This window comes from Flavobacterium davisii (genome assembly GCF_042182265.1).
GTDB classification, from domain to species: Bacteria; Bacteroidota; Bacteroidia; order Flavobacteriales; family Flavobacteriaceae; genus Flavobacterium; species Flavobacterium davisii.
Genome location: NZ_CP097869.1, coordinates 702,513 through 723,953, shown reverse-complemented (window position 1 = coordinate 723,953; position 21,441 = coordinate 702,513). Strand labels below are relative to the sequence as shown.

At 31.5% G+C, this 21,441-nt stretch carries 12 protein-coding genes and 1 pseudogene; all 13 read left to right on the top strand.

Translation table 11 applies throughout. The features are described from left to right. Positions 1-4: 4 nt before the first annotated feature. The 13 genes and pseudogenes from NAB20_RS02950 to atpH all read left to right on the top strand — a co-directional run bounded on the left by NAB20_RS02950 (position 5) and on the right by atpH (position 21,432). The gene (locus tag NAB20_RS02950) at positions 5-11,617 is read left to right on the top strand and encodes an RHS repeat domain-containing protein (protein WP_375605470.1); all 11,613 of its coding nucleotides are present in this window, start codon (positions 5-7) and stop codon (positions 11,615-11,617) included. A 5-nt stretch (positions 11,618-11,622) separates the two neighbouring features. Further along, the gene (locus tag NAB20_RS02945) at positions 11,623-12,087 is read left to right on the top strand and encodes a hypothetical protein (protein ID WP_375605469.1); all 465 of its coding nucleotides are present in this window, start codon (positions 11,623-11,625) and stop codon (positions 12,085-12,087) included. Positions 12,088-12,401: 314 nt separating this feature from the next. Further along, positions 12,402-12,704, top strand: a pseudogene (locus NAB20_RS02940) (hypothetical protein); the annotation flags it as partial. A 429-nt stretch (positions 12,705-13,133) separates the two neighbouring features. Continuing rightward, on the top strand, positions 13,134-14,153 hold the full coding sequence (locus NAB20_RS02935; protein WP_375605468.1) for an RHS repeat-associated core domain-containing protein: 1,020 nt from the start codon (positions 13,134-13,136) through the stop codon (positions 14,151-14,153). A gap of 466 nt (positions 14,154-14,619) precedes the next feature. Beyond that, entirely contained in the window at positions 14,620-14,877 is a 258-nt protein-coding gene (locus tag NAB20_RS02930; protein WP_375605467.1) for a hypothetical protein, read from the top strand. Positions 14,878-15,081: 204 nt separating this feature from the next. Next, complete coding sequence (locus NAB20_RS02925; RefSeq protein WP_375605466.1) at positions 15,082-17,691, top strand: tetratricopeptide repeat protein; 2,610 nt, start codon at positions 15,082-15,084, stop codon at positions 17,689-17,691. 3 nt (positions 17,692-17,694) lie between these two features. After that, positions 17,695-18,081, top strand: coding sequence for a polymer-forming cytoskeletal protein (locus NAB20_RS02920; protein WP_105195557.1), 387 nt, complete (start codon positions 17,695-17,697; stop codon positions 18,079-18,081). Continuing rightward, positions 18,071-18,301: an AtpZ/AtpI family protein gene (locus NAB20_RS02915; RefSeq protein WP_088392516.1), complete on the top strand. Its 231-nt coding sequence runs from the start codon at positions 18,071-18,073 to the stop codon at positions 18,299-18,301. The genes NAB20_RS02920 and NAB20_RS02915 overlap by 11 nt, the downstream gene beginning before the upstream one ends. After that, complete coding sequence (locus tag NAB20_RS02910; protein ID WP_105195558.1) at positions 18,301-18,672, top strand: hypothetical protein; 372 nt, start codon at positions 18,301-18,303, stop codon at positions 18,670-18,672. The genes NAB20_RS02915 and NAB20_RS02910 overlap by 1 nt, the downstream gene beginning before the upstream one ends. Positions 18,673-18,838: 166 nt before the next feature. Beyond that, a complete protein-coding gene (gene atpB / locus NAB20_RS02905) occupies positions 18,839-20,044 on the top strand; it encodes a F0F1 ATP synthase subunit A (protein WP_374953364.1) in 1,206 nt (401 codons plus the stop codon). Between the two features lie 60 nt (positions 20,045-20,104). Then, a complete protein-coding gene (locus NAB20_RS02900) occupies positions 20,105-20,299 on the top strand; it encodes an ATP synthase F0 subunit C (RefSeq protein ID WP_014165720.1) in 195 nt (64 codons plus the stop codon). An 88-nt stretch (positions 20,300-20,387) separates the two neighbouring features. After that, on the top strand, positions 20,388-20,888 hold the full coding sequence (locus tag NAB20_RS02895) for a F0F1 ATP synthase subunit B (RefSeq protein ID WP_088392524.1): 501 nt from the start codon (positions 20,388-20,390) through the stop codon (positions 20,886-20,888). 10 nt (positions 20,889-20,898) lie between these two features. Further along, positions 20,899-21,432 carry an ATP synthase F1 subunit delta gene (atpH, locus tag NAB20_RS02890; RefSeq protein WP_088392526.1) on the top strand — a complete coding sequence of 178 codons (534 nt, stop codon included), beginning with the start codon at positions 20,899-20,901 and terminating at the stop codon, positions 21,430-21,432. Positions 21,433-21,441: the final 9 nt, after the last annotated feature.

The window sequence follows — 21,441 nt, the reverse complement described above, 5'->3', positions numbered from 1 at the left end:
TAATATGCACCCATTAGTAGTAAAATTTAATGTCCTTAGATTGTTACTTGTATGTAGTTTTTTACTTGCAAGTTGCACAGGAATTGCACAACAGAATTTTTACAACGGTAACACCAAAGTATTAAATAACGTAGATTTACAATCTACCACAGCTACTTATACATATAAAGGGGATGGTGAAGCTGGTTTTCCTGCAATGATCACTTTGAATCCTAAAGTTATTATTAAGCTTAAGAGTGATAGTTACAAAGGTTTCACTGGGAAAACAATTCTGAATTTAACCATCACTCCACTTCATCAAGACGGAAGTCAAGACACCCCATTTAATAAGACGTTAGTTGTTGAAAACTCCCTAATGTCTAATTCGCCTGTGTATACTGATTTATCACAAATTGAATTACTTAATCGATATGGTGCTATCATTAAAGTAAACTCTTCTACCCCTTTAGCAATTAATCCAAATGTTTCATTACAGTTAGATTTTTGCGCAGAACGCTACTATAAGTTAAGTCAGCAACTTTTAAATGTAACAGCAACTCCAATATTAGATCCAACTAATAACAATGTGCAAAGTACTGTAAAATTAGCATGGAATAAATTAAAAGGTGCTGTTAAATATGAATTACAATGGACTTGGGTCGATAACTTCTCGGCCGATAATAAAGTAAACAAAGCACCAGGTCAAATTCCTTTTACTGATAGAGACTTTGATTTAAATAATACCAAGGTCATAACTTCTAATGATCAATACGAAATTCCTTTAATTTATTCTAAAGGCTATTTACTATACCGTGTTAGAGCCATAGGAAAATTTATTGGAAAACCTGAAGAAACAGATGTTAAAAAAGATTTTTTTGGCGATTGGAGCACAGGAAACTTAATAAAGAATACAGTTCAGGATTGGACCTTTTTTCCTATTAGTGAAAATCCAAGCTTGGATGCTATGAACTGGGATTTCAAAGCAAGTTATGCCGAAGAAGGAAAGAAAAAAGAAGTTGTTAGTTTTTTTGATGGGTCATTAAGAAATAGACAAACAGTTACTAAAATAAATACTGAAAATAATGCAATAGTTGGTGAAACTATTTATGATGCACAAGGAAGAGCTGCAATTGAAGTATTACCTTCACCTACTTCAAATTCATTTTTGCGTTATTTTAAAGACTTTAATAGAAATCTAAATAACAAGCAATTCTCGAATCTTGACTTCGATTTCGATAAAAGTGGGGATTATTGTAAAAGTGACTTAGGTGGTATGATAAATACTTCCGGTTCAAGTAAATACTATTCTCCAAACAATGATATAACGACTCCTTTTAGAAACTTTATACCTAACGCTTTTAATTATCCATATAGTCAAACAGAATATACTGCTGATAATACGGGGAGAATACTCAGAAAAAGTGGGGTAGGTACTGAACACAGATTAGATTCTGGTCATGAAATGAAATATTTTTATGGTGACCCTCAGCAAAGTGAATTAAATCGTCTATTTGGGTACGAAGCTGGTTATTCTAATTTCTACAAGAAAAACACTGTGGTTGATCCTAACGGTCAAGTATCTGTAAGTTATGTAGATAACGCTGGAAAAACAATCGCTACAGCATTATCAGGTAGTAGTCCTAATATTGTTATCAATGGTGTTCCTTATCCTGTGTTGCAGCCTTTACAGGATGAAAGCGATCCTAATTTGCATAAGAACTTAGGCTTTGATTTGTTAAACAAGAAAAATCAAACAGACACAGACACTCCTTTAGATAATAACAAACTAGAAACTTCTTATAATTTTAAAACTTATAAAGATGTTTTATCAGTGAATAGAGTTTTAGGGGTTACGGATAAAACTGCTAAACATAACTTTTTCTATAAAGTAGAAAATAATAGTGGATTTACTCCTGCGGTATGCCCAAAATCGTATCCTTTCGTATATGATTTAGATATTGCACTGAAAGACCAATGTAATACGGATAAAATCTTTACTACAGGTAATAGGCTAATTCAAAAAATGAAAATAGGCCCTTCACCATTTACAATTGAGGTTCCTATTTTACCTAAAGATTTACAATTAGAAGTAGGCGATTACAAGTTGTCCAAAACTTTAAAAGTTAACAAAGAAACATTAGAAGGTTTCGCTGATGATTATGTAGCCAACCTTAGAAGTTGTGTAAAACTTGAGGATTTTAATCCTAATATTAATATAAATTGTAAAACTACTTGTGAAGAATGTGAGGCTAGTGTAGGTACACTTCCAAATTTTATTTTAAATAATTTAAACGGAATTTATCAAGTCCCTACCGATAAATTAATTGCTGGCGCAACTTATTTTATTGTCAATCCTAATACTCTTTCGGTTACTCAAAATTCCTCAGCTCTTCCTGCAGATGTGACGGTGAATTATGGAATGTCAATTACTGACGTTGAATTAAAAAAACATGTAGAATCGCTTAAAAAGGAATGGGAAGTACTTAGCAAAGCTTGTGAGTATATCTGTGGAAAAGGTTTAGCTACTTCTTGTGAAATTAATGAACAAGTATTGTTAGATGATGTCTCTCCTAACGGACAATATGGAGGAGTTGATGATAAAAGTTCTGATTGGGCTTTAAGTGTTTTTAATACTGTAAATGGACTAGTAAAAACAGCAAATCCTACATTTCCTGGTGCATTGGTTACTGGAGATATGCATTGGAAAAAACCTACAGAACCCTATAAAAACTTAGACGGAAGTATCTCTAGAATTCCAATTGAAGTAATAGTTGATCCCCTAAATGGTGCTATAACTTATTCACCAGCTATTGCAAATGCTACTGCTTTGGATAGTGAAAATACAGTATTACCTCAAGATTTAGCTAAAGTTACTGATTTTATTAGTCTTTGGAAACCTACTTGGGCCAATTCATTAATCCAGTATCATCCTGAATACCCGTATTATGAGTACGCTAAACAGTTGTGTACATTAACTAGTCCTATTGATGTATATCAATTTAAACCCGACGGAACTTCCGATCCTAATCGTATTCAACGTAATCGTAACTTAAGTTCAGATGAATTTGATGCTTATTTGCAAAATCTTGATACCTATGACAAAGCAACTCGTGCAGGCTTCGATTTATTAGCTAATGGTAAAGTACTATACCAAAAGGACCCTTACTTTTCAGCAAAAGTACCTGGCGTTTTTACACCTTATTATGCAAATTGGACTTTAGAATATGAGTCTGCTGTAACTTTTGAAGCGCGTCAACTTATAATGAAAAAGGCTATTAACACACAATATAAAAATCATACAAATCTGAATATGCTTCAAGTGGCTATGAGAACCATATTGTGTAATAGTATTCAAACTTGTAATCCAAACGTTAGTTTTTCTACCCTGTCTGATTCTCAAAAAAATAGAGTTTGGAATACTTTCAAAAACTACTATATTTCCTTAAAAACAAATATTAAGGATTTATATATGCATGTTCATGCACTAAAACTAAAGGGATACAATTACCCTATTGGTTCGGATAGACCTAGTTTCTATAATTATGTACATCCGTTACGTAACTATCAAAATGAATTAACGGACTTGGTAAATGAATTCCATTTAATGCATCAATGGAATTGGGCAAATCATTTTGATCTTGCTACTACAAATTTCTTTTTTCATCCTAATCATGAACTTTTCAAATACAAAATACGCAGATTCACTTCTAGTCCTTATTCAAGTAGTAACGATAATGACTTAATCAGTCAATATGGTACTTCAAATACGTATCAAAATTACGTTCAAACAGGTAATTGCCCACTTGTAGATGACTTGAGTTTATATATTAAAGATCATTTTAATACCATAGCCAACACTCCAAATGCAAATCTGAATAATTTTACCCAGATAGTACAAGGACTAACAGCTAAGTTATATACTGAGTTTACAGGTGTTCAGCAACCGTATCCTGCAAATTACAACCCTACTTTTGCTAATCAAATCAATGGTAATAGTTTGCGCTTTATTTTTTCAAATACGAGCTCAACCTTCCCTTCAAATACTCCTACTCCTTTAGAAATTATTACTCCTTCAGGATACTCCTGGAGTGACTACCTTACCCCATCAGGTTGGTCGATCAAAGAGATTAAACAACTGGTATACATTAAAGATCCAAATAGCGATCTAACAGTTCCTAACCCAGTGTTTAATTTTAAATGTGTTGCGGTTATTCAAATTGGTTCTACAGATATTAATAACTCCCGTGAAATCATTTTAACCGGTAAAACACTTGCCCGTATTGGAGAATGTAAATTTGAAGGCCAACCAGGACCTGGTGACTCTATAGTAGCCGAAGATGCTACTTGTGATAAAAAAGATACTTTTGCTCTTGAGCTTAAAAAATTAATGATTGATTTACAAAAGCAGCAGCAAATTGATCAAGCTAATGTAACCCTAAATAATTTTAACACAAACTATGCTTCATTAGCTTATTATTTTAATACAAAAACTACCGACACAGTAACTTGGAGTGGTGGCAACACAGGTGTACCAGCCACTTACACTTTGGCAGTAAATAATAGCGCAGTATTTTCAATTGTAACTACTGATAAAGTATTAAACAATACTGATCCTGTAGTAGTAGTAAAAGTGGGAGGTAAAATACAAAATGACGCTACACAAAACAATGCACGTCACCTATCAGTAACTACCCAAAAGAATAACGATGCGGCAGAACACAATGTTAACCCAGCTAATGTATTGAATGCTACTTTCGGTTTTACTCATTATGAAGCAGTAATCAAAAATACCCGCTCACAAAGCATGCCACTCTATTTTTCTTGTTGTTCTCCTTGTGGTGAAAACGATTTTGATGGAGATGGGTATGGGGATAAATGTATTCAAAAAGAGGTTTTACCAACTTGTAAACATTTAGGTGTTATTTTTAGAACCCCTTATTTGGAAAATGATTATTTTCCATTTATAGGTAAAGAAAATTTAAAAAGAAAATTTAAAAATGTAGCCCAATCCTTTGCGAATTTTTATAATGATCAGCAAAACAGTAATACTGTTGAAAAATTTTATTTTACAACGGGAGATGATTTTTATAATACTACAATTGGTAGATGGGGAAGTATACAAAGAGAAACTTCTAAAAATATTAAGGATAGTAATGCCAACGAAATAACTTTTACAGATTCGAATTCTGAAAATGTATTGCAAATTCAAGGTGAAAAATATTCTAATTTTTTATCAAATTCATTAAATTATTTAATGAACAATTTTAAAAAACCAGGATTTCAGATGACAAAAAAACTTGACAAAATGATTTTTGTTATATCTGATTTAAACGAAGATTTTTCTCAATTTGAAGAAGCAAGAATAAAATTCGAAAATTATTTAAGCAATAATTCGTTAATAAAATATTATTATATTTTATTAACAGATGATGACAATAAAATAAGAATTAATGGTGAACTTAAAGATCCTAATGGGTTTTTTTCTAAGCTTTATGATCATGAGATAATTCTAAATGATCATGCTGAGTCTTTTATTTTCTCGAAATTCAAAGTCAGTGAATTAGATGACCCAATTGTTTTGGGTAAATTAACTAATCTATTTAAAAATCTATTGGCCGATATCGATTGTAATGGAATTCAGATATCTTTTAATTATGAAGGTAAGTTTGAAACAGATTTATTAAATTTTGAAAAAAATAATGAAACCATTGATGAGACCACTTGCAAATGTATCCCTAAACCAGTACAGCCTATTGCGTGTGATGAAGAATTTGACAAGTACATGCTATTCTTGAATTTTGATGGCACAGGTAATTCACAAAAAATCAAAGGTCTTAACAGAGCTAATGCACCGTACTTTTTAAATAAGAAAAATTTCTGCGATGCTAACTTACAGTATCTTTATGCTTCTTATGAATATTACATTAACACCTTAAAAATCACAAAAACCACTGATAAAGACTTTTTAAGCCTAGTAAGATTTGGCGAAACTGAATTGCATTATGGTTATGATGGTATAAAAGATGTTATTGATTTATTTAAGAAATATTGTGATGAAAATAGCACCAACCCTAAAAGATTAACTTGGAATGATTATGTAAATAAAGAGTATATTCCTACTTATAAGCCGTGTCCACCACCAGCTATGCCTATGGTTTCCCCGGATATAAAAACAGAAAGCTATTGTGATGGTTTGGCCGCTTATTTTAATTCTGTATACAAAACAGATGCTTATGAACGATATATTCAATCACAAAAAAATGAATTTATCAAAAACTATATAGCTTCGGCTATGAGTACTGTGGTAGAGCAATTTAATGTAAATTATGCGGATAAGGAATATCAATATACCTTATATTATTATGACCAAGCAGGTAATTTAATTAAAACTGTTGCTCCGGAAGGCGTAAATCGTTTTGATATTACATCGGTTTTAGATACTCAAATAAATCAATCTAGAGATCAAAAACTTGATAATGCTACGCTATTACCGAATCATAAGTTCAAAACGGAATATCGTTATAATACATTAAATCAGTTAATTTGGCAACAAACGCCTGATGGAGGGACTACTAAATTTGCCTACGATGATTTAGGGCGCATTATAGCTTCTCAAAATGAAAAACAATTGGCTAAAAATCATTTTAGTTATACCAAATATGATGTATTAGGAAGAATAACCGAAGCTGGAGAAATTCATACGGATATATCTTATTCAATTGATGATAATGGTCGTTTAATTGAGAAGAATATTAGAGTAAACACATTTAAAGACGCGTTATACTCTAAACATCAGGTAACAAAAACTATATACAGTCAAGATCCAGAAGTTGAAGCTAATTTAAAAGCTTCCAATTTATTCCGTACCGCTACAAATAATGTTGCGCTTTCAAACAGAAATAGAGTTACTGGAGTTTTTTATTATAATGTAATTAATGATTCTTCGACTTTAAATTTTGACAATGCTATCCTTTATAATTATGATATTCATGGTAATGTAAAGGAACAAGTTTCATACAATAGATCATTAAAAAATTATAATTGTCAGGAAACTGTAATAGATTCAGATTCTGGAAGAAAGAACGATTGTGAAGCGCATTTAAAAAGAGTAGTCTACGATTATGATTTAATCAGTGGTAAGGTAAACAAAGTAATATTCCAGCCTAATAAGGCAGATCAGTTCATCCATAGGTATAATTATGATGCTGATAATAGAATTGTGAGTGTTGAAACCTCTCCAGATGGAGCAATTTGGGAAAAAGATGCAGAGTATAAATATTATCCTCATGGTCCATTATCGAGAACTGTACTTGGAAATAAAGAAGTTCAGGGGATTGATTATGCCTATACGCTTCAAGGTTGGCTAAAAATGGTAAACGGCGAGAATATTTCTAATAATGGTTTAGTAATGTACCCTGATGGTAGTTATACTGCTGGTACTCCTAGTATGCCAAAAACATCTAATGTTCAAGATGCCTTCGGATATTCATTAAGTTATAACGATAATGATTATAGAGCTATTAGCTCAAATGATAGCTATCCATTACAAAATGCTAATTCAACAACTATCGATAACGGTTTCTTACCTCTTGTGTATAGTAGAAATACTAGTGTCTTAGGTGGCGGAAGCAACTTATATAATGGTAACATTAAACAAATGGTTACTTCAATAAGTGAATTAAACGGAAAATTATTGCCAACACAGAAAAACAATTACACCTATGACCAATTAAATAGAATTGTAGCTATGAACTCTGTTGCTATTAACGTAGATAGAGATGACATGGTAAAGCCAATTCCACGACCTAGTGTAAGTGCCAATTACACTTACGATCGCAATGGTAACATCCTGTCTCAAAAAACCACTGATACTAACGGTGTTATTATGGATAATTTAAGATATGATTATACCCCAGGCAAGGTGAATAATCAGTTGCGATTGGTTGAGGATAGTGTACCTGTTACAAGTTATACCACTGATTTAGAGAGTCAGGAAAAATATTTAAGTGATGTATTAGGAATTACGTACAATATTAATAACACCAGCACCCATAACTATATCTATGATGCTATAGGTCAATTGATTGAAGATAAATCAGAGGGGCTTAAAATACAATGGCGAGTAGATGGTAAAGTGAGCCGTGTAGAAAACAGCAAATCTAAATTGACCATTGACTTTGAATACGATGGTTTAGGTAATCGAATTGCAAAAGCCGTAACCCAAGGTGGAAATGTAATTAAAACGGTTTATGCAAGAGACGCCCAAGGAAATGTGCTGGCAGTTTATGAACAACGTTACGAAGAACACAAGCCTGTTGACCCAATTAAAAATGAATTGGTATTAACTAATTATGTATTAGATAATAAAGAGCTTAAAAAAGCCTTCAATACTATAAAAGTAGAGGGTACATCTGCTGTTAATGTTCCAGGTGATTTAACTCTTGTTGCCTCTCAAAGTATTACCTTAACTGGGAATTTTACCATTAAATCAGGTTCAAATTTCTTAGCTCAAGTGACTACAGTACCTAATACTGTTGTCGACATACCGTCAACACTTACGCTAAAAGAGCATGATATTTATGGTAGTAGCCGACTGGGGATAGAAGAAAAAAATATGCTATTGTATCAGCATAATTTAACGGGTGAGCTTAATAGAAAAGCTAATAAAATTGCAAATAAAGATACTATTTTAGCTCTTTCTAAAGAAGCTAATAATTCAAACATTAGTGATAATGTTTCAACTCCAGTTCCAGCTTCTTTCATAGATGTTACTTCTTTAGGGATAAAGCCTGATTACGCATTAAAATTAACCGAAACAGCTAATGCTAAGTGGAATTTATTAAGTGGAGAACTTCAGTCATTCGCAAATCAAAATTTAAACACTGTTGGAATTGATATTAAGTACAACTTGATGAATCTAAACATTGCCAATGATGAATACGGTATAACACAATTGCAATACAAAACGAATGAGACTAAATTAAGCAAAGAATTAATCTCATTAAATGTTTTAAAAAAGTATTTTAACAATTTTAATTGTTCAGATTTAACGAGTTATGATCATGATAAATTATTAAGTATTTCAACTTGGAATTATCCTTCTTGTCAAAGAGAATACTTAGCAATTCAACCAGCGGTTTTTAATCCCAATGAGACAGGAAGTGTATTTTTCAATATAAGTAATTATGTTTCCTTAAGAAACAAGGGGGCAATTACCTTAGAAGTTGATGGTAAAGAGTATGGTTTTGATTTTAATGGAAATCTTTTTAATATCATAAGTAAAGGTGATTTAATAAATCAAAAATTGCCCACAGTTACAAATTTCGAATTAGAATTAAAAGAGAATGAAATTATTTTAAAAGCAGACTCTAAAGTACTTGCTAGCCAACCAAGACCAGTTACAACTAATCCTATGAATTTAAAACTTAAAATTTCAAATTTTAGTAATGAATTCTGGTATTTGTGGTCAGGATTTCATATTTACGATCTTTTTGTAATTAAAGATATCAAAGATGTTTTTGAAATTACAAATAACACTAAATTATCGCTTATAAAAGATAGTGAAGGATTCAAACATAAGATAAAAGTTGATATTTATAAAACAAAATCTTCAACGGTTGGCTCTCCTATTACAAGGAGATCATATGAAGCAGTTTCAACACCTACTACTATCGTTACCGATGGATTAGAAGTTAAAACTAATGTTAATTTTAATAATTTCAGTGGATACATTCAGGTAAATGGAGTTGATACAGCTTTACAACCTTATTTTGGTAAAGAAACATTAGTAAATGAAGCACCAGCAACTAATAATTTCCAACTTGGAGGCACATTTGATAATTTAAAACCATTAGATTTTAGCAGTTGTTATTTCAATTATGATTTAAAAACATTATACAACAATGGTGTATCGCATAGTTTCACCTTTGATGATGTGACAAGTAGTACCGTTACAAACAATCCGCCAAGAACGATTACACGTAATATTGCCATGACTGTAACCCCTTACGTAGTGAGAGAACTTAGTAGTTGTATGCCCGATTCAGACAAAGATGGCTTGTACGATATTTATGAATATTCTGTTCCAAACATTACAATAGATGTTGATAAAGATGGTTTGCTAAACCACTTAGATCCAGACGATGATGGAGATGGGATACTAACTAACTATGAAAATGCAGATTCTGATAAGGATCATAATCCAATAACAGGTGTGCCTGCATTTAATACAAATGCAAATCCACATCCAAATAATGATCAAGCATTAACAAACACGATGCCTGATTATTTAGATGATGATGATGATGGTGATGGTTATAAAACTTGGGAAATAGTTGAAGGAGGACCTGGTAAACCAAATCAAACTCCAGGACTTGCCTATACTGAAGATACAAATAATGATAAAACACCTAATTATTTGGACGCTAATCGTAAATATTTCGATGCCATTGTACCAATGACTCAATTTGAATACAAATCAATTGTGGGTGACAAACGTTATGAATTAGCAAATCATTTAGGTAACATATTAAATGTAATTTCTGATAGACCTATAGATTACAATTTAGGTAAAAATACTAAATATTTGGCGGAGATAATATCTTTTAGCGACTATTACCCTTTCGGTAGCTTGATTCCTAACCGCCACGGCTCAAGCTCAGCCTACCGTTACGGCTTCCAGGGACAGGAAAAAGATGATGAGTTAAAAGGGGAAGGAAACTCGCTAAACTATACTTTTAGAATGCACGACCCAAGGGTGGGCCGTTTCTTCGCAAGAGACCCGTTAGCACCCGAATATCCATGGAATAGTCCTTACGCATTTAGTGAAAATAGAGTGATTGATGGTATTGAAATGGAAGGGTTAGAAACTGCTTCAGTCCATTTACCTAAAAATTTATCTAGAAATGAAAAAGATGCCTTTTTCCGTTCTTATAATAAAAATATAATAAAAGGAGGTGCAATAGGAGTTGCTTTTTGGGCGACAGTTTTGACTTTTGGTAGAGCAACACCTGTTCTGCAAAGTCTATTTTGGACTACAACGGCTAATTTTGCTAGGCATCAATTATTGTATATTGGCGCTGCAAATGGTGCAGCTAGTATAGCTGTAGGTTTTTTAGATGAAAGCGGAACTATTGACACACCTGGACCAATTGATGATTTTACCCGAACAACAAAACTTGTTGTTGGAAATTTTGTTAAGAGTAAATTTGCTCAAAAATATACCGTTATGCTTGGTAAACTTGATTTTGGTTTAGGTAGAGGTACAACGGTTAGTAAAGATTTAGCAAAAGCAACCATGAAAGAAATTGAGAATATGGCTAAATCTATAATAAGAAGCGATAAACTTAAAGAACAGGGAATTGATACTTCAGAAAAACTATTAGGCTTAACATCGAAGGCTTTAAATGAAGGTGTTGAAGTTGCTTCACGAAATACAAAATATGGAAAAGAGTTTACAAAACAAACAAAATTGGAAGATGGAACAAAAGTAAATGTTAATTTTCTTGTTAGAGAAGAAGGAGCATTGCCAGAGGTTACATCTTATTCATTACCAGAAATCAATAAAGAGAAATTAGGTGAAAAAATAAAAGAATTGAAGGATAAAGCAATTGAATCTGGAAATAAAACTATAAAATAATAAATATGCAATATAGATTTATTGAGAAAAACAAAAATAATTTTAAAAAGGATTTTACATATATTTTTGAAGAAAAGGATTTGGATAAAAATGAAACTTATTATGAACTTGTTTTGAGTGGCAAAAAGTATTGTTTTTCAAATTTTTGTCAAGATTTTTATTTTGAAGCTGATAAAATTTTAATAATTAATATGTGGAATAAGATTGTTATTTTTTCTATTGAGAATGGTGAAATTTTATTTTATTCAGGACTTTTTGATGCTTTTGTAGGGGTTGAAAGATTAAAAGACTCTTTCGTTGTTGTAACTGATACAACTATTTTTAAAATTAATAAAACTTATTTTTTTGTTTATGATTTTAACTCTATTCAGCATAATATTCTCGATTTTCAAATTTCAGACTCGTTAGAAGAAATTATAATTAAATTTGTTGATGAGGAAATGCAGGATGATATGGTTTTAAAAATTTAAAAAAACCGACCGCCCACGCTACGCAAAGTGTCCTCACTTTGAGTTACGATAAAATAAAAGGTTATAAAAAAGAAACACGCTTTTAGGCGTGTTTTTTTGTGGGTTTTTATGAGGAGTAAGCTTGCTTGGCTTTATAATCACGAATGGTCAAATCAAGAAAACGAGTAACCCTTGCTTTGTCTTCTTCATTCATATCTTGTATGACTTCAAACTTTTTAAGCAATTCTTTATCTTTTATAGTGGTGATATCATGGCTTAATAAAGCATCGGCAGAAATCGTTAAGAAGGTTTGGTAGATTATTTAGTATTGATAAATTGGATTCAGTAACACCATCGCAAGTGGTTATTTTATATCTGGAAATTTTCCCAAAGATTATTCAGACACCTATTGTGGAGCTCAAGTATTAGATACAGACAAAGACGGAGTACTTGACTTTAAAGAAGACGGTAAGCGTTTAGATAACTGTCGTTTTACTTTTAATCCTGATCAGAAAGATACTGATGGAGATGGTTATGGCGATGTATGTGACAATTGTGAAAAGTACAATCCAACCCCCAATCCAACGAATTTAGACTACCAATTAGATACCGATGGAGATGGTGTAGGTGACGATTGTGACAACTGTAAATACAAGTACAACCCTAGAATAGATTATGAAATAATAGATCCAAAAGATCAAGAAGCTTTATCTAAAAGAAAAGGCAATCCTACCTATTTATCTATAAGCAATCAATATCAATCAGATAGAGATGAAGACGGATTTGGAGATGGATGTGATAATTGTATTGATACTAAAAACGGTAAATTAGAAGGACAAACAGACGCTAATGGGAATCAGTTAGATGCAGACCAAGACGGGATAGGGGATATTTGTGAAGGTATTGATCAAGGAAAAGCTATAGTTGAAATAGAAAGACCAGCAAAAGAGACATATCGTTTTGTAGGAGATAAAAACTATGAATTAACCAATCATTTAGGAAATGTGCTTTCAGTTATTACAGATCGTAAATTATCTATTGGAAATCCAGCAAATAATTTTACCTTTATGTCAGACGTTCTTAGTTATAATGACTATTACCCTTTTGGTAGCTTGATTCCAAACCGCCACGGCTCAAGCACAGCCTACCGTTATGGCTTCCAAGGACAGGAGAAAGATGATGAATTGAAAGGTGAAGGGAATTCTTTGAATTATACTTTTAGGATGCACGATCCGAGGGTGGGAAGGTTTTTTGCGATTGACCCTTTAACTCATAAATACCCATATTATTCTCCTTATCAATTTAGTGGAAATCGCGTTGTTGATATGATTGAAATGGAAGGATTAGAACCTACAAATACAAAAGTAAATACTAGTTCACAACCTAAAGGAGATTATTGGGAAAAAACCGATTCTAAAGGTAATTATACAGGTAGAGCTTATCCCACAACCGAGCTTAATGAGATTACTGTTACTGGGACTTATCAAAAGAAAGGATTCTATGGAGGTCCATTGGAGAGCAAAATTGATGAAAATAACTTTCAATTTTCAGGTGTAAAAGTTGGTTTTAGAGCTGGTAAAGATGATGATGTTAACCACTTTAATACAGAATTAAAGTCATTTAATATTAATTTATCTAATAACTCTTCTGAAGCGGCTTATGATTTTAGTGCTGAGGTTTCTGGAGTTGAAGGGAAATTAAATGGTTCTCTAGGTTATAAAAATTGGATTGGGATAAAAGGTGGGGCAGACGGAAGCGCCTTTAAAGCATTTGCAAATACAAAAAATGGTTTTTCCTTAGGTGATAATGGAGTTTACGGTTACAAACAAGGCATGGGAGCTGGAGCGCTTGCACTAGAAGGAAATTTAAATGTGGGTGTGAATTTTTTAGGCTTTAATTTTAATGCGAGTGCAGGAGGTACTGTATCAAGTGTTCATGCTGGTTATAATACACATCTACTTTTAAATACCAAAACAAGGATGCTTGACATGAATATTGACGCTAATGCTGGATGGATTTTAGGAATTAAAGCAGGAGTTAATTTAAAATTTGATTATGGAATTTATGTTGATTTGTTTAAAGATTAATTTATTTAGAATATGAGGATGATGTTATATTTTTTTTAGTACTTATTAAAAACTTTTTTTTTGTTAATTTTTATAAAAGATATGGGGGGTTCAAAATACAGTTTTTTATTATTAACCTTTTCATGCTTTTTCTTTTGTTTTATTTAAATAGTTTTTGGAAAAACAATAGGCTTACAGAAGCATTACCTGTGCTCATTTGTATTGATTTTTTTTTATTACTTTTTTTAAAATTTCTAATATTGTATGAATATTTATTGGATTTTTTAATCAAAACAACCGGATATGCAATAATTAACCCATTTAAAATTATTCTTGATTTTCAATTGGATATAAATATTTTTTATATAGTTATGACTGTTTTTGAGATTCTATTTATATTTTTTTTCGTCGCAACGGAAATAACGTAAAGTGAATCTCCCAGATAACTGTCTTGTCCTGAAATAGGTTTACACAAAAGTGTAAAAATATGGAAAGATACTCAGTAGAATATTCTACAAAGTGGCAATCAAGATATTCAGAAGAATTTAAAAGATTTGTTTGTAATGATTATCTAACCGGTTCAATGACCAAAAAAGAAGCTGAGTTAAAACATAATCTTGGAAATGGTCGACTTACTTATTGGTTAAGAGAAAGAGGTTTTGATGTTTTAAAAACAAGAATTGCATCTTTACCTGATATGAAATCCCCCGTTCCCGCCCGAATCCTTTCGTGTGGTAAGAGATAAATAAAAGCAAAAAGCAACTCAAAAATGGGTTGCTTTTATAAAATACTAAAAAACACGCTTACGGACGTGTTTTCTCCTATATTTTTGTAACCTAAAAAAGGTTTTTTTAATTTTATTTTATTACTCTTTAAAAGAAGTGTACTTTTACCAGTCAGAATACTAAAAAAATATTTTTAGAGTTTATATTAAAAAAATTATAGTCGTTTGAAAAATTATCGTTTAATATATATAGCATCTTTTGGATTGTGCGCATTAATAATTGCCTGTTCAACTAAAAAAGATACATTAATCACCAGAAATTGGCATGCTTTAAACTCTAAGTATAATACGGTATATAACGGAGAGGTGGCCCTGCAGGCAGGAATAGAAGAGTTAAAAAAAGGATATGTAGATGATTTTTGGGAAATTTTACCCGTTGAACGCATGCAAATAGAAGAAGAAAACGTCTTACCTGGACAAAAAGGGAAAAACGCCAATTTCACACGTGCAGAAGATAAAGCCGTAAAAGCGATTCAAAAACATTCTATGAATATTGAAGGTAGTGAACGGAATTCCCAAATGGATGAAGCACATCTATTACTAGGGAAATCCCGTTATTATGATAAAAGATTTATTCCCGCATTAGAAGCTTTTAACTATATCCTATATAAGTACTCTAATTCAGATAAAATTTATGAAGCTAAAGTATGGAGAGAGAAAACAAATGTTCGATTAGAAAATGATGCATTAGCAATTAAAAATCTGACCTTACTTTTAAAAAGATATGATTTACCGCCTCATATAAAAGCGGATGCTAATGCACTATTGGCACAAGCTTACATTAATTTAGAAGAAAAACAAAAAGCAGTAACACCCATAAAAAAAGCAATTGAATATACCTCCAACAAAGAAGAAAAATCCCGTTATAGCTTTATTTTAGGTCAACTATATGAACAACTAAAACATAAAGATAGTGCTTATTTAGCCTTTCAAGAGGTTATTAATATGAAAAGGCAGTCGCCTCGTATATATGTTATGCAAGCCCATGCTAAACAAGCAGGTTTAATAGATAATACAAAAGATACATTGCTTTTTGTTAAGAAATATACTAAATTATTGAAAAACAGAGAAAATCGTCCATATTTAGATCTTCTACATCATCAGGTTGCACTCTTTTATGATCAACTAAAAATGCAAGAAAGAGCTAAAAAATATTATAATAAATCATTAAAATCGATTTCAAGTGATAGCTACCTAACAGCTTCTAATTATAGAAATTTAGCTAAAATTTATTTTGATCAAACAAAATATGAAACAGCAGGGAAGTATTATGATAGTACCTTAACTAAATTCACTAAAAAGAATAAAGAATATTTTATAATAGAAAAGAAAAGGAAAAATTTAGATGAAGTTATAAAGTATGAAAATATAGCTAAAAAGAATGATAGTATTATTTCACTGACAGCCATGTCAGATGAAGAACGTACCTCTTACTTTCAAAAATATATACAAAAAATAAAAAAAACAGATTCATTACAAGTTGTACTAAATCAAAAAAAACAGACAATAGAAGAAAATCGTGAACAAAACCGTCAACAAAATGAAAATTTATTTTTTGATCCCAATGTAGTACCTACTCCAGGAGGAGGAAAAGAAATTAATTCATTACAGTTAAATAATTCAAAAAATTCATTTTATTTTTACAATCCTTCTACTGTAGCTTACGGAAAAATTGAATTCACAAAAAAATGGGGTAAACGCGCATTAATTGATAATTGGAGATGGATTGTACAAACGCAAAATCAAAAAAAAGAGCAGATAAATTCTATAGATTCAGAAACAGCTAAAAAAGAATCAGATAAAGAAATTGTTGACGAAAAATACACTCCAAAATTTTATATAGATAAGCTACCTACATCAAAAATAATAATAGATAGCCTAATAAAAGAAAGAAATAATGCCTATTATAACTTAGGATTAATTTATAAAGAAAAATTCTTTGAAAATAAAGTATCAGAAGAACGTTTCGAAAAATTATTAGCAAATAACCCCGAGGAACGTTTTATCCTTCCAGCTAAATATAATTTATTTCGGTTATATGAAGTTTCTGATTCAGAAAAAGCACAAAAATTAAAACTAGCTATTTTAGCTAATTATCCTAATACCCGATATGCACAATTAGTTAGTGGGCAAATATCCGAAAATAGAGATCCAGAAGCTCCTATTGAAGTATATAAGGATTGTATTGAAATGTTTGAAAAACAAGAATATAAAGCAGTATTAAACAAGATAGATAAGTCCGTAGTATTATTTTCAGGTGATCCGTTATTACCTAAATTTGAATTATTAAAAGTTTTAGTTTGTGGTAAATTACAAGGACTAAATGCTTATAGAGAAGGAATACAAAAAATATTAAAAACTTACCCTGATACAGAAGAAGCAACAAAGGCAGACGAAATTTTACATATAGATATTCCAAAAATGGAACAAATGACCTTGTCAGCAGATACAGCTTCTACTAAGTGGAAAGTTTTGTATAAAGTAGGACCTAAAGAAGATAAAGCTACAAAAAACTTAATAGAAAAGTTAGAAAAATATATAAAAGAGAAACAATATTACAAGTTTTTTGTATCTTACGATATATATAATGAAATTGATAATTTTGTCGTAGTTCATGGCATATCTTCTCGTGAATATGCACGTTTTCTAATCGAATTATTGGCTAAAACAAAAGGTTACGAAGTAAAAGAAAACGCGACTGTTATTTCAAGTCAAAATTATTCAGTCATTCAAACCAAGAAAAATTTAAATGAATATCTACAACTAAAACTTTAATTTATGTTTGACAAAAAACCCAAAAATTACACAGACCTACTAGGGAAAACGAATCGTATTGTGGAAGGAACTACAATAAAGGGGGATATTGAATCAATTGCAGATTTTAGACTAGATGGTCACTTAATAGGTAATTTTAACTCGAAAGCTAAATTAGTGGTAGGTCCCGCAGGAAGTGTTTTGGGGGATATAAACGCCCAAAATGTAGATATAGAAGGAAAAGCAGAAGGTAGAATAAATGTAGAAGAAATCCTAAATGTAAAAGCAACAGCTACTATAAATGGAGATGTAAGTTGTGGGAAGTTAGCAGTCGAACCTGGAGCTAAATTTACAGCAACTTGTGTGATGAGAACAATAGCCCCTTCATTAAATGTAGTAAATGGAGAATAACAAGGAAGAACAAGAAAAATTTAAAGGAAATAAATGGCTCTCCTTAGTTGCTATTCCCTCACAAATGGGAGTAACCATTTATCTATTTTATAAATTAGGAGCATGGTTAGATCAATCGCATCCTAATCCTTATTTTTATTATGATAAAATATTAACACTATTCGGAGTCTTTATAGCTTTGTATAATGTTATCAAACAAGTTAATGAAATTAATAAATAATGCTTATTCAAGAATTTTCTAAAAAGCTATTCCTTATAGGGCTGGCTTTTTATTTGCTTAATATTGGTTATTTACTTTTATCAAATGAAGTCATTGTGCCAGCTTTACATATAATACACGGTTTCTTTTTGTTTTTTTACCTATTAGCAATTACAATCATGGCATTTCTGTTAGAAAATAAAAAAGATATAGTAGGAGTAGGTTTTTTAGTAGTAATTACCAATCTTTTTATATTTACATATATTTTAAATCAATGGTTAATCCAAAATAATTTCGTCTTTTCTAAATGGAACTTCTTTGTTTTATTTATGGCGTATTTAACTACAACAACTTTTTTAGTGGCTAAAAAATTAAATCAAATTAAATTTTAACTAACTGATTTGATGTATTTAAAGGGGTTTAAAGGGGTTGTGTAAACATTGAATTTAAATTTGAAGAAAGATTCATATATTTTTTTTTAAGCAATCGTTTTTCATATAAATAAAAAATGTACCTTTGCACCGAAATTTACGAACATAGAAATTTTTCATTCCTATGATGATTACAAGAAAACCTGTATCATTACTAATGTCGGCCTTTATAGGCTTATTCTCTTGGGTAGCAATGGCTAACCCTATGAAGGATTCTACTCATGTAACTGAAAAATCAGTTCATGAAAAACATGCAATTGTTCATGACACAGCTCATGCTGAAGCTACAGCTACACACGCTGAAGGTGAACATGCAACTGCTGATCATGGAGGTCCTGTTGATCAGAAACCAGAAGTGCAAGCATTTATCAAACATCACCTATTAGATTCGCATGATTTTAATCTATATGTAGATGGAGAAACGGGACATCATGTAGGTTTCCCGTTGCCAGTTATCTTATTTGATAATGGTCTTCATGTGTTTATGTCATCTGCTTTTCATAACGAAAAAGAATTAGCTGAAGTAGATGGTAACTTCTACAAAATGGTACACGGTGTGATTTATAAATCAGATGCTGAAGGTACAATTACCAATAACAAACACGGTCACCCAACGAATGCAAAACCATTGGATTTTTCGATCACTAAAAACGTATTTTCGTTATTAGTTACGGCAATCTTAATTTTCTTTGCTTTCACTTCGTTAGCTAAAACGTATAAAAAAGGAAATCCACTTCCAACAGGTTTTGGTCGTGTGTTAGAGCCTCTAGTAATTTATGTGCGTGATGAAATTGCTCGTCCAAACATTGGTGAGAAAAAATACAAAAAATTCATGCCGTATTTATTAACAGTATTCTTCTTAATCTGGGCTTTAAACTTAATCGGTTTAACTCCATTAGGAATTAACGTAACAGGTAATATTGCGGTAACTTTATGTTTAGCATTATGTACTTTAATTATTACAAATGTAAGTGCTAACGCAGATTACTGGAAGCACATTTTCTGGATGCCAGGTGTACCAGTGCCAATGAAAATCGTTTTAGCTCCAATTGAAGTATTAGGTATTTTCACAAAACCATTCTCGTTAATGATTCGTTTATTTGCAAACATCACAGCAGGTCACTCTGTAGTAATGGGATTAATTGCGATTATCTTCTTATTCAAACAACAATTAACAGCAGGTGGAGCTGTAGGAGTGTCGTTAGCTTTAACGTTATTTATCTCAGTAATTGAGTTGTTAGTAGCGTTCTTACAAGCATTTATCTTTACTATGTTATCATCATTGTTTATCGGTATGGCGGTTCAAGATCACCACCACGATGAGCATCATTAATAGAATAAAAAAGTAGAATTTTTTAAAAAAATTGTTTAATTATTATATAAATCTTTTATTATGACAATTCCAAATTTAGTAGGTGCTGGTTTAATCGTAATCGGAGCTGGTTTAGGTTTAGGTAAAATTGGTGGATCTGCAATGGATGCTATTGCTCGTCAACCTGAAGCTGCTGGTAAAATCCAAACAGCGATGATCATCATCGGTGCCTTATTAGAAGGTTTAGCATTCGGTGCCTTAATCTTAGGTGCTTAATCAGAATTTAAATTACGCTTTGCAACGGTTGGTTGCAAAGTGTAATTTTATTTAACCTATTTTTATTAATTAAACAGAAAAATCAACAATGGAAAAAATATTTAACGATTTTGGATACGGTCTATTCTTTTGGCTAGTTGTAATTTTAACAATCTTAATTGTATTATTAGCTAAATTCGCTTGGAAGCCTATCATGGAATCTATAGAAACTCGTGAAGAAGGTATTCGTAGTGCATTACAAGCAGCTGAAAATGCTAAAAAAGAAATGCAAGAATTACAAGCTAATAACGAGCGTATCTTAAATGAAGCACGTACTGAACGCGATACAATGTTAAAAGAAGCGCGTGAGATTAAAGAAAAAATGATTGCTGATGCTAAAGAAGAAGCGCAAACGCAAGGTGCTCGTTTAATCGAACAAGCTAAAGCTGCTATCGAAAGTGAAAAGAATGCAGCAATGGCGGAATTAAAAACACAAGTTTCTGCTTTATCTTTGCAAATTGCAGAGAAAATATTAAAAGACCAATTGTCTAGCAATGACTCTCAAGTAAAATTAGTTGAGAGAATGTTGGATGAAGTGAAATTAAACTAATACGAGAAGTATGTCAGGTAATAGAGCTGCAATACGATACGCAAAAGCAATTTTAGATATTGCTACTTCTAAGAGTCTTGCTCAAGAAGTAAACAACGATATGACTTTAATTGCTAAAACGATCCAAAATAATGCTGAACTAGCGTCATTTATTGCTAATCCAACTTTAAAAATCGAAGTAAAGAGTAATGCCTTGTTAGAGGTGTTTAAAGAAACAGGGGCAGTAACTAAATCATTATTCCAGTTATTATTAGAAAACAAACGTTTTGAACTTTTAGACAAAGTAGCTACGCAGTATACAAAATTGTATGATGAAGCAAATGGAGTAGAAGTGGCAACAGTCACTACAGCTTTTGCAATCACTCCAGAATTAGAAGCTAAAGTATTAGCTAAAGCAGCTACTTTAACAACTAAAAAAGTTACTTTAAAAAATATTGTAGATCCAGCTATCATTGGCGGATTTGTATTAAGAATTGGCGATAAGCAATACAATGCTTCAGTAGCTAATAGTTTATTAACATTAAAGAGAGAATTGAGTAATTAATTATAACAC

Excerpts from the sequence above, each read along its gene's own strand:
- NAB20_RS02935 (WP_375605468.1), top strand. The coding sequence starts at position 13,134 with ATGTCAGACGTTCTTAGTTATAATGACTATTACCCTTTTGGTAGCTTG.
- NAB20_RS02920 (WP_105195557.1), top strand. The coding sequence starts at position 17,695 with ATGTTTGACAAAAAACCCAAAAATTACACAGACCTACTAGGGAAAACG.
- NAB20_RS02930 (WP_375605467.1), top strand. The coding sequence starts at position 14,620 with ATGGAAAGATACTCAGTAGAATATTCTACAAAGTGGCAATCAAGATAT.
- atpB (WP_374953364.1), top strand. The coding sequence starts at position 18,839 with ATGATTACAAGAAAACCTGTATCATTACTAATGTCGGCCTTTATAGGC.
- NAB20_RS02900 (WP_014165720.1), top strand. The coding sequence starts at position 20,105 with ATGACAATTCCAAATTTAGTAGGTGCTGGTTTAATCGTAATCGGAGCT.
- NAB20_RS02915 (WP_088392516.1), top strand. The coding sequence starts at position 18,071 with ATGGAGAATAACAAGGAAGAACAAGAAAAATTTAAAGGAAATAAATGG.
- atpH (WP_088392526.1), top strand. The coding sequence starts at position 20,899 with ATGTCAGGTAATAGAGCTGCAATACGATACGCAAAAGCAATTTTAGAT.
- NAB20_RS02945 (WP_375605469.1), top strand. The coding sequence starts at position 11,623 with ATGCAATATAGATTTATTGAGAAAAACAAAAATAATTTTAAAAAGGAT.
- NAB20_RS02895 (WP_088392524.1), top strand. The coding sequence starts at position 20,388 with ATGGAAAAAATATTTAACGATTTTGGATACGGTCTATTCTTTTGGCTA.
- NAB20_RS02910 (WP_105195558.1), top strand. The coding sequence starts at position 18,301 with ATGCTTATTCAAGAATTTTCTAAAAAGCTATTCCTTATAGGGCTGGCT.
- NAB20_RS02950 (WP_375605470.1), top strand. The coding sequence starts at position 5 with ATGCACCCATTAGTAGTAAAATTTAATGTCCTTAGATTGTTACTTGTA.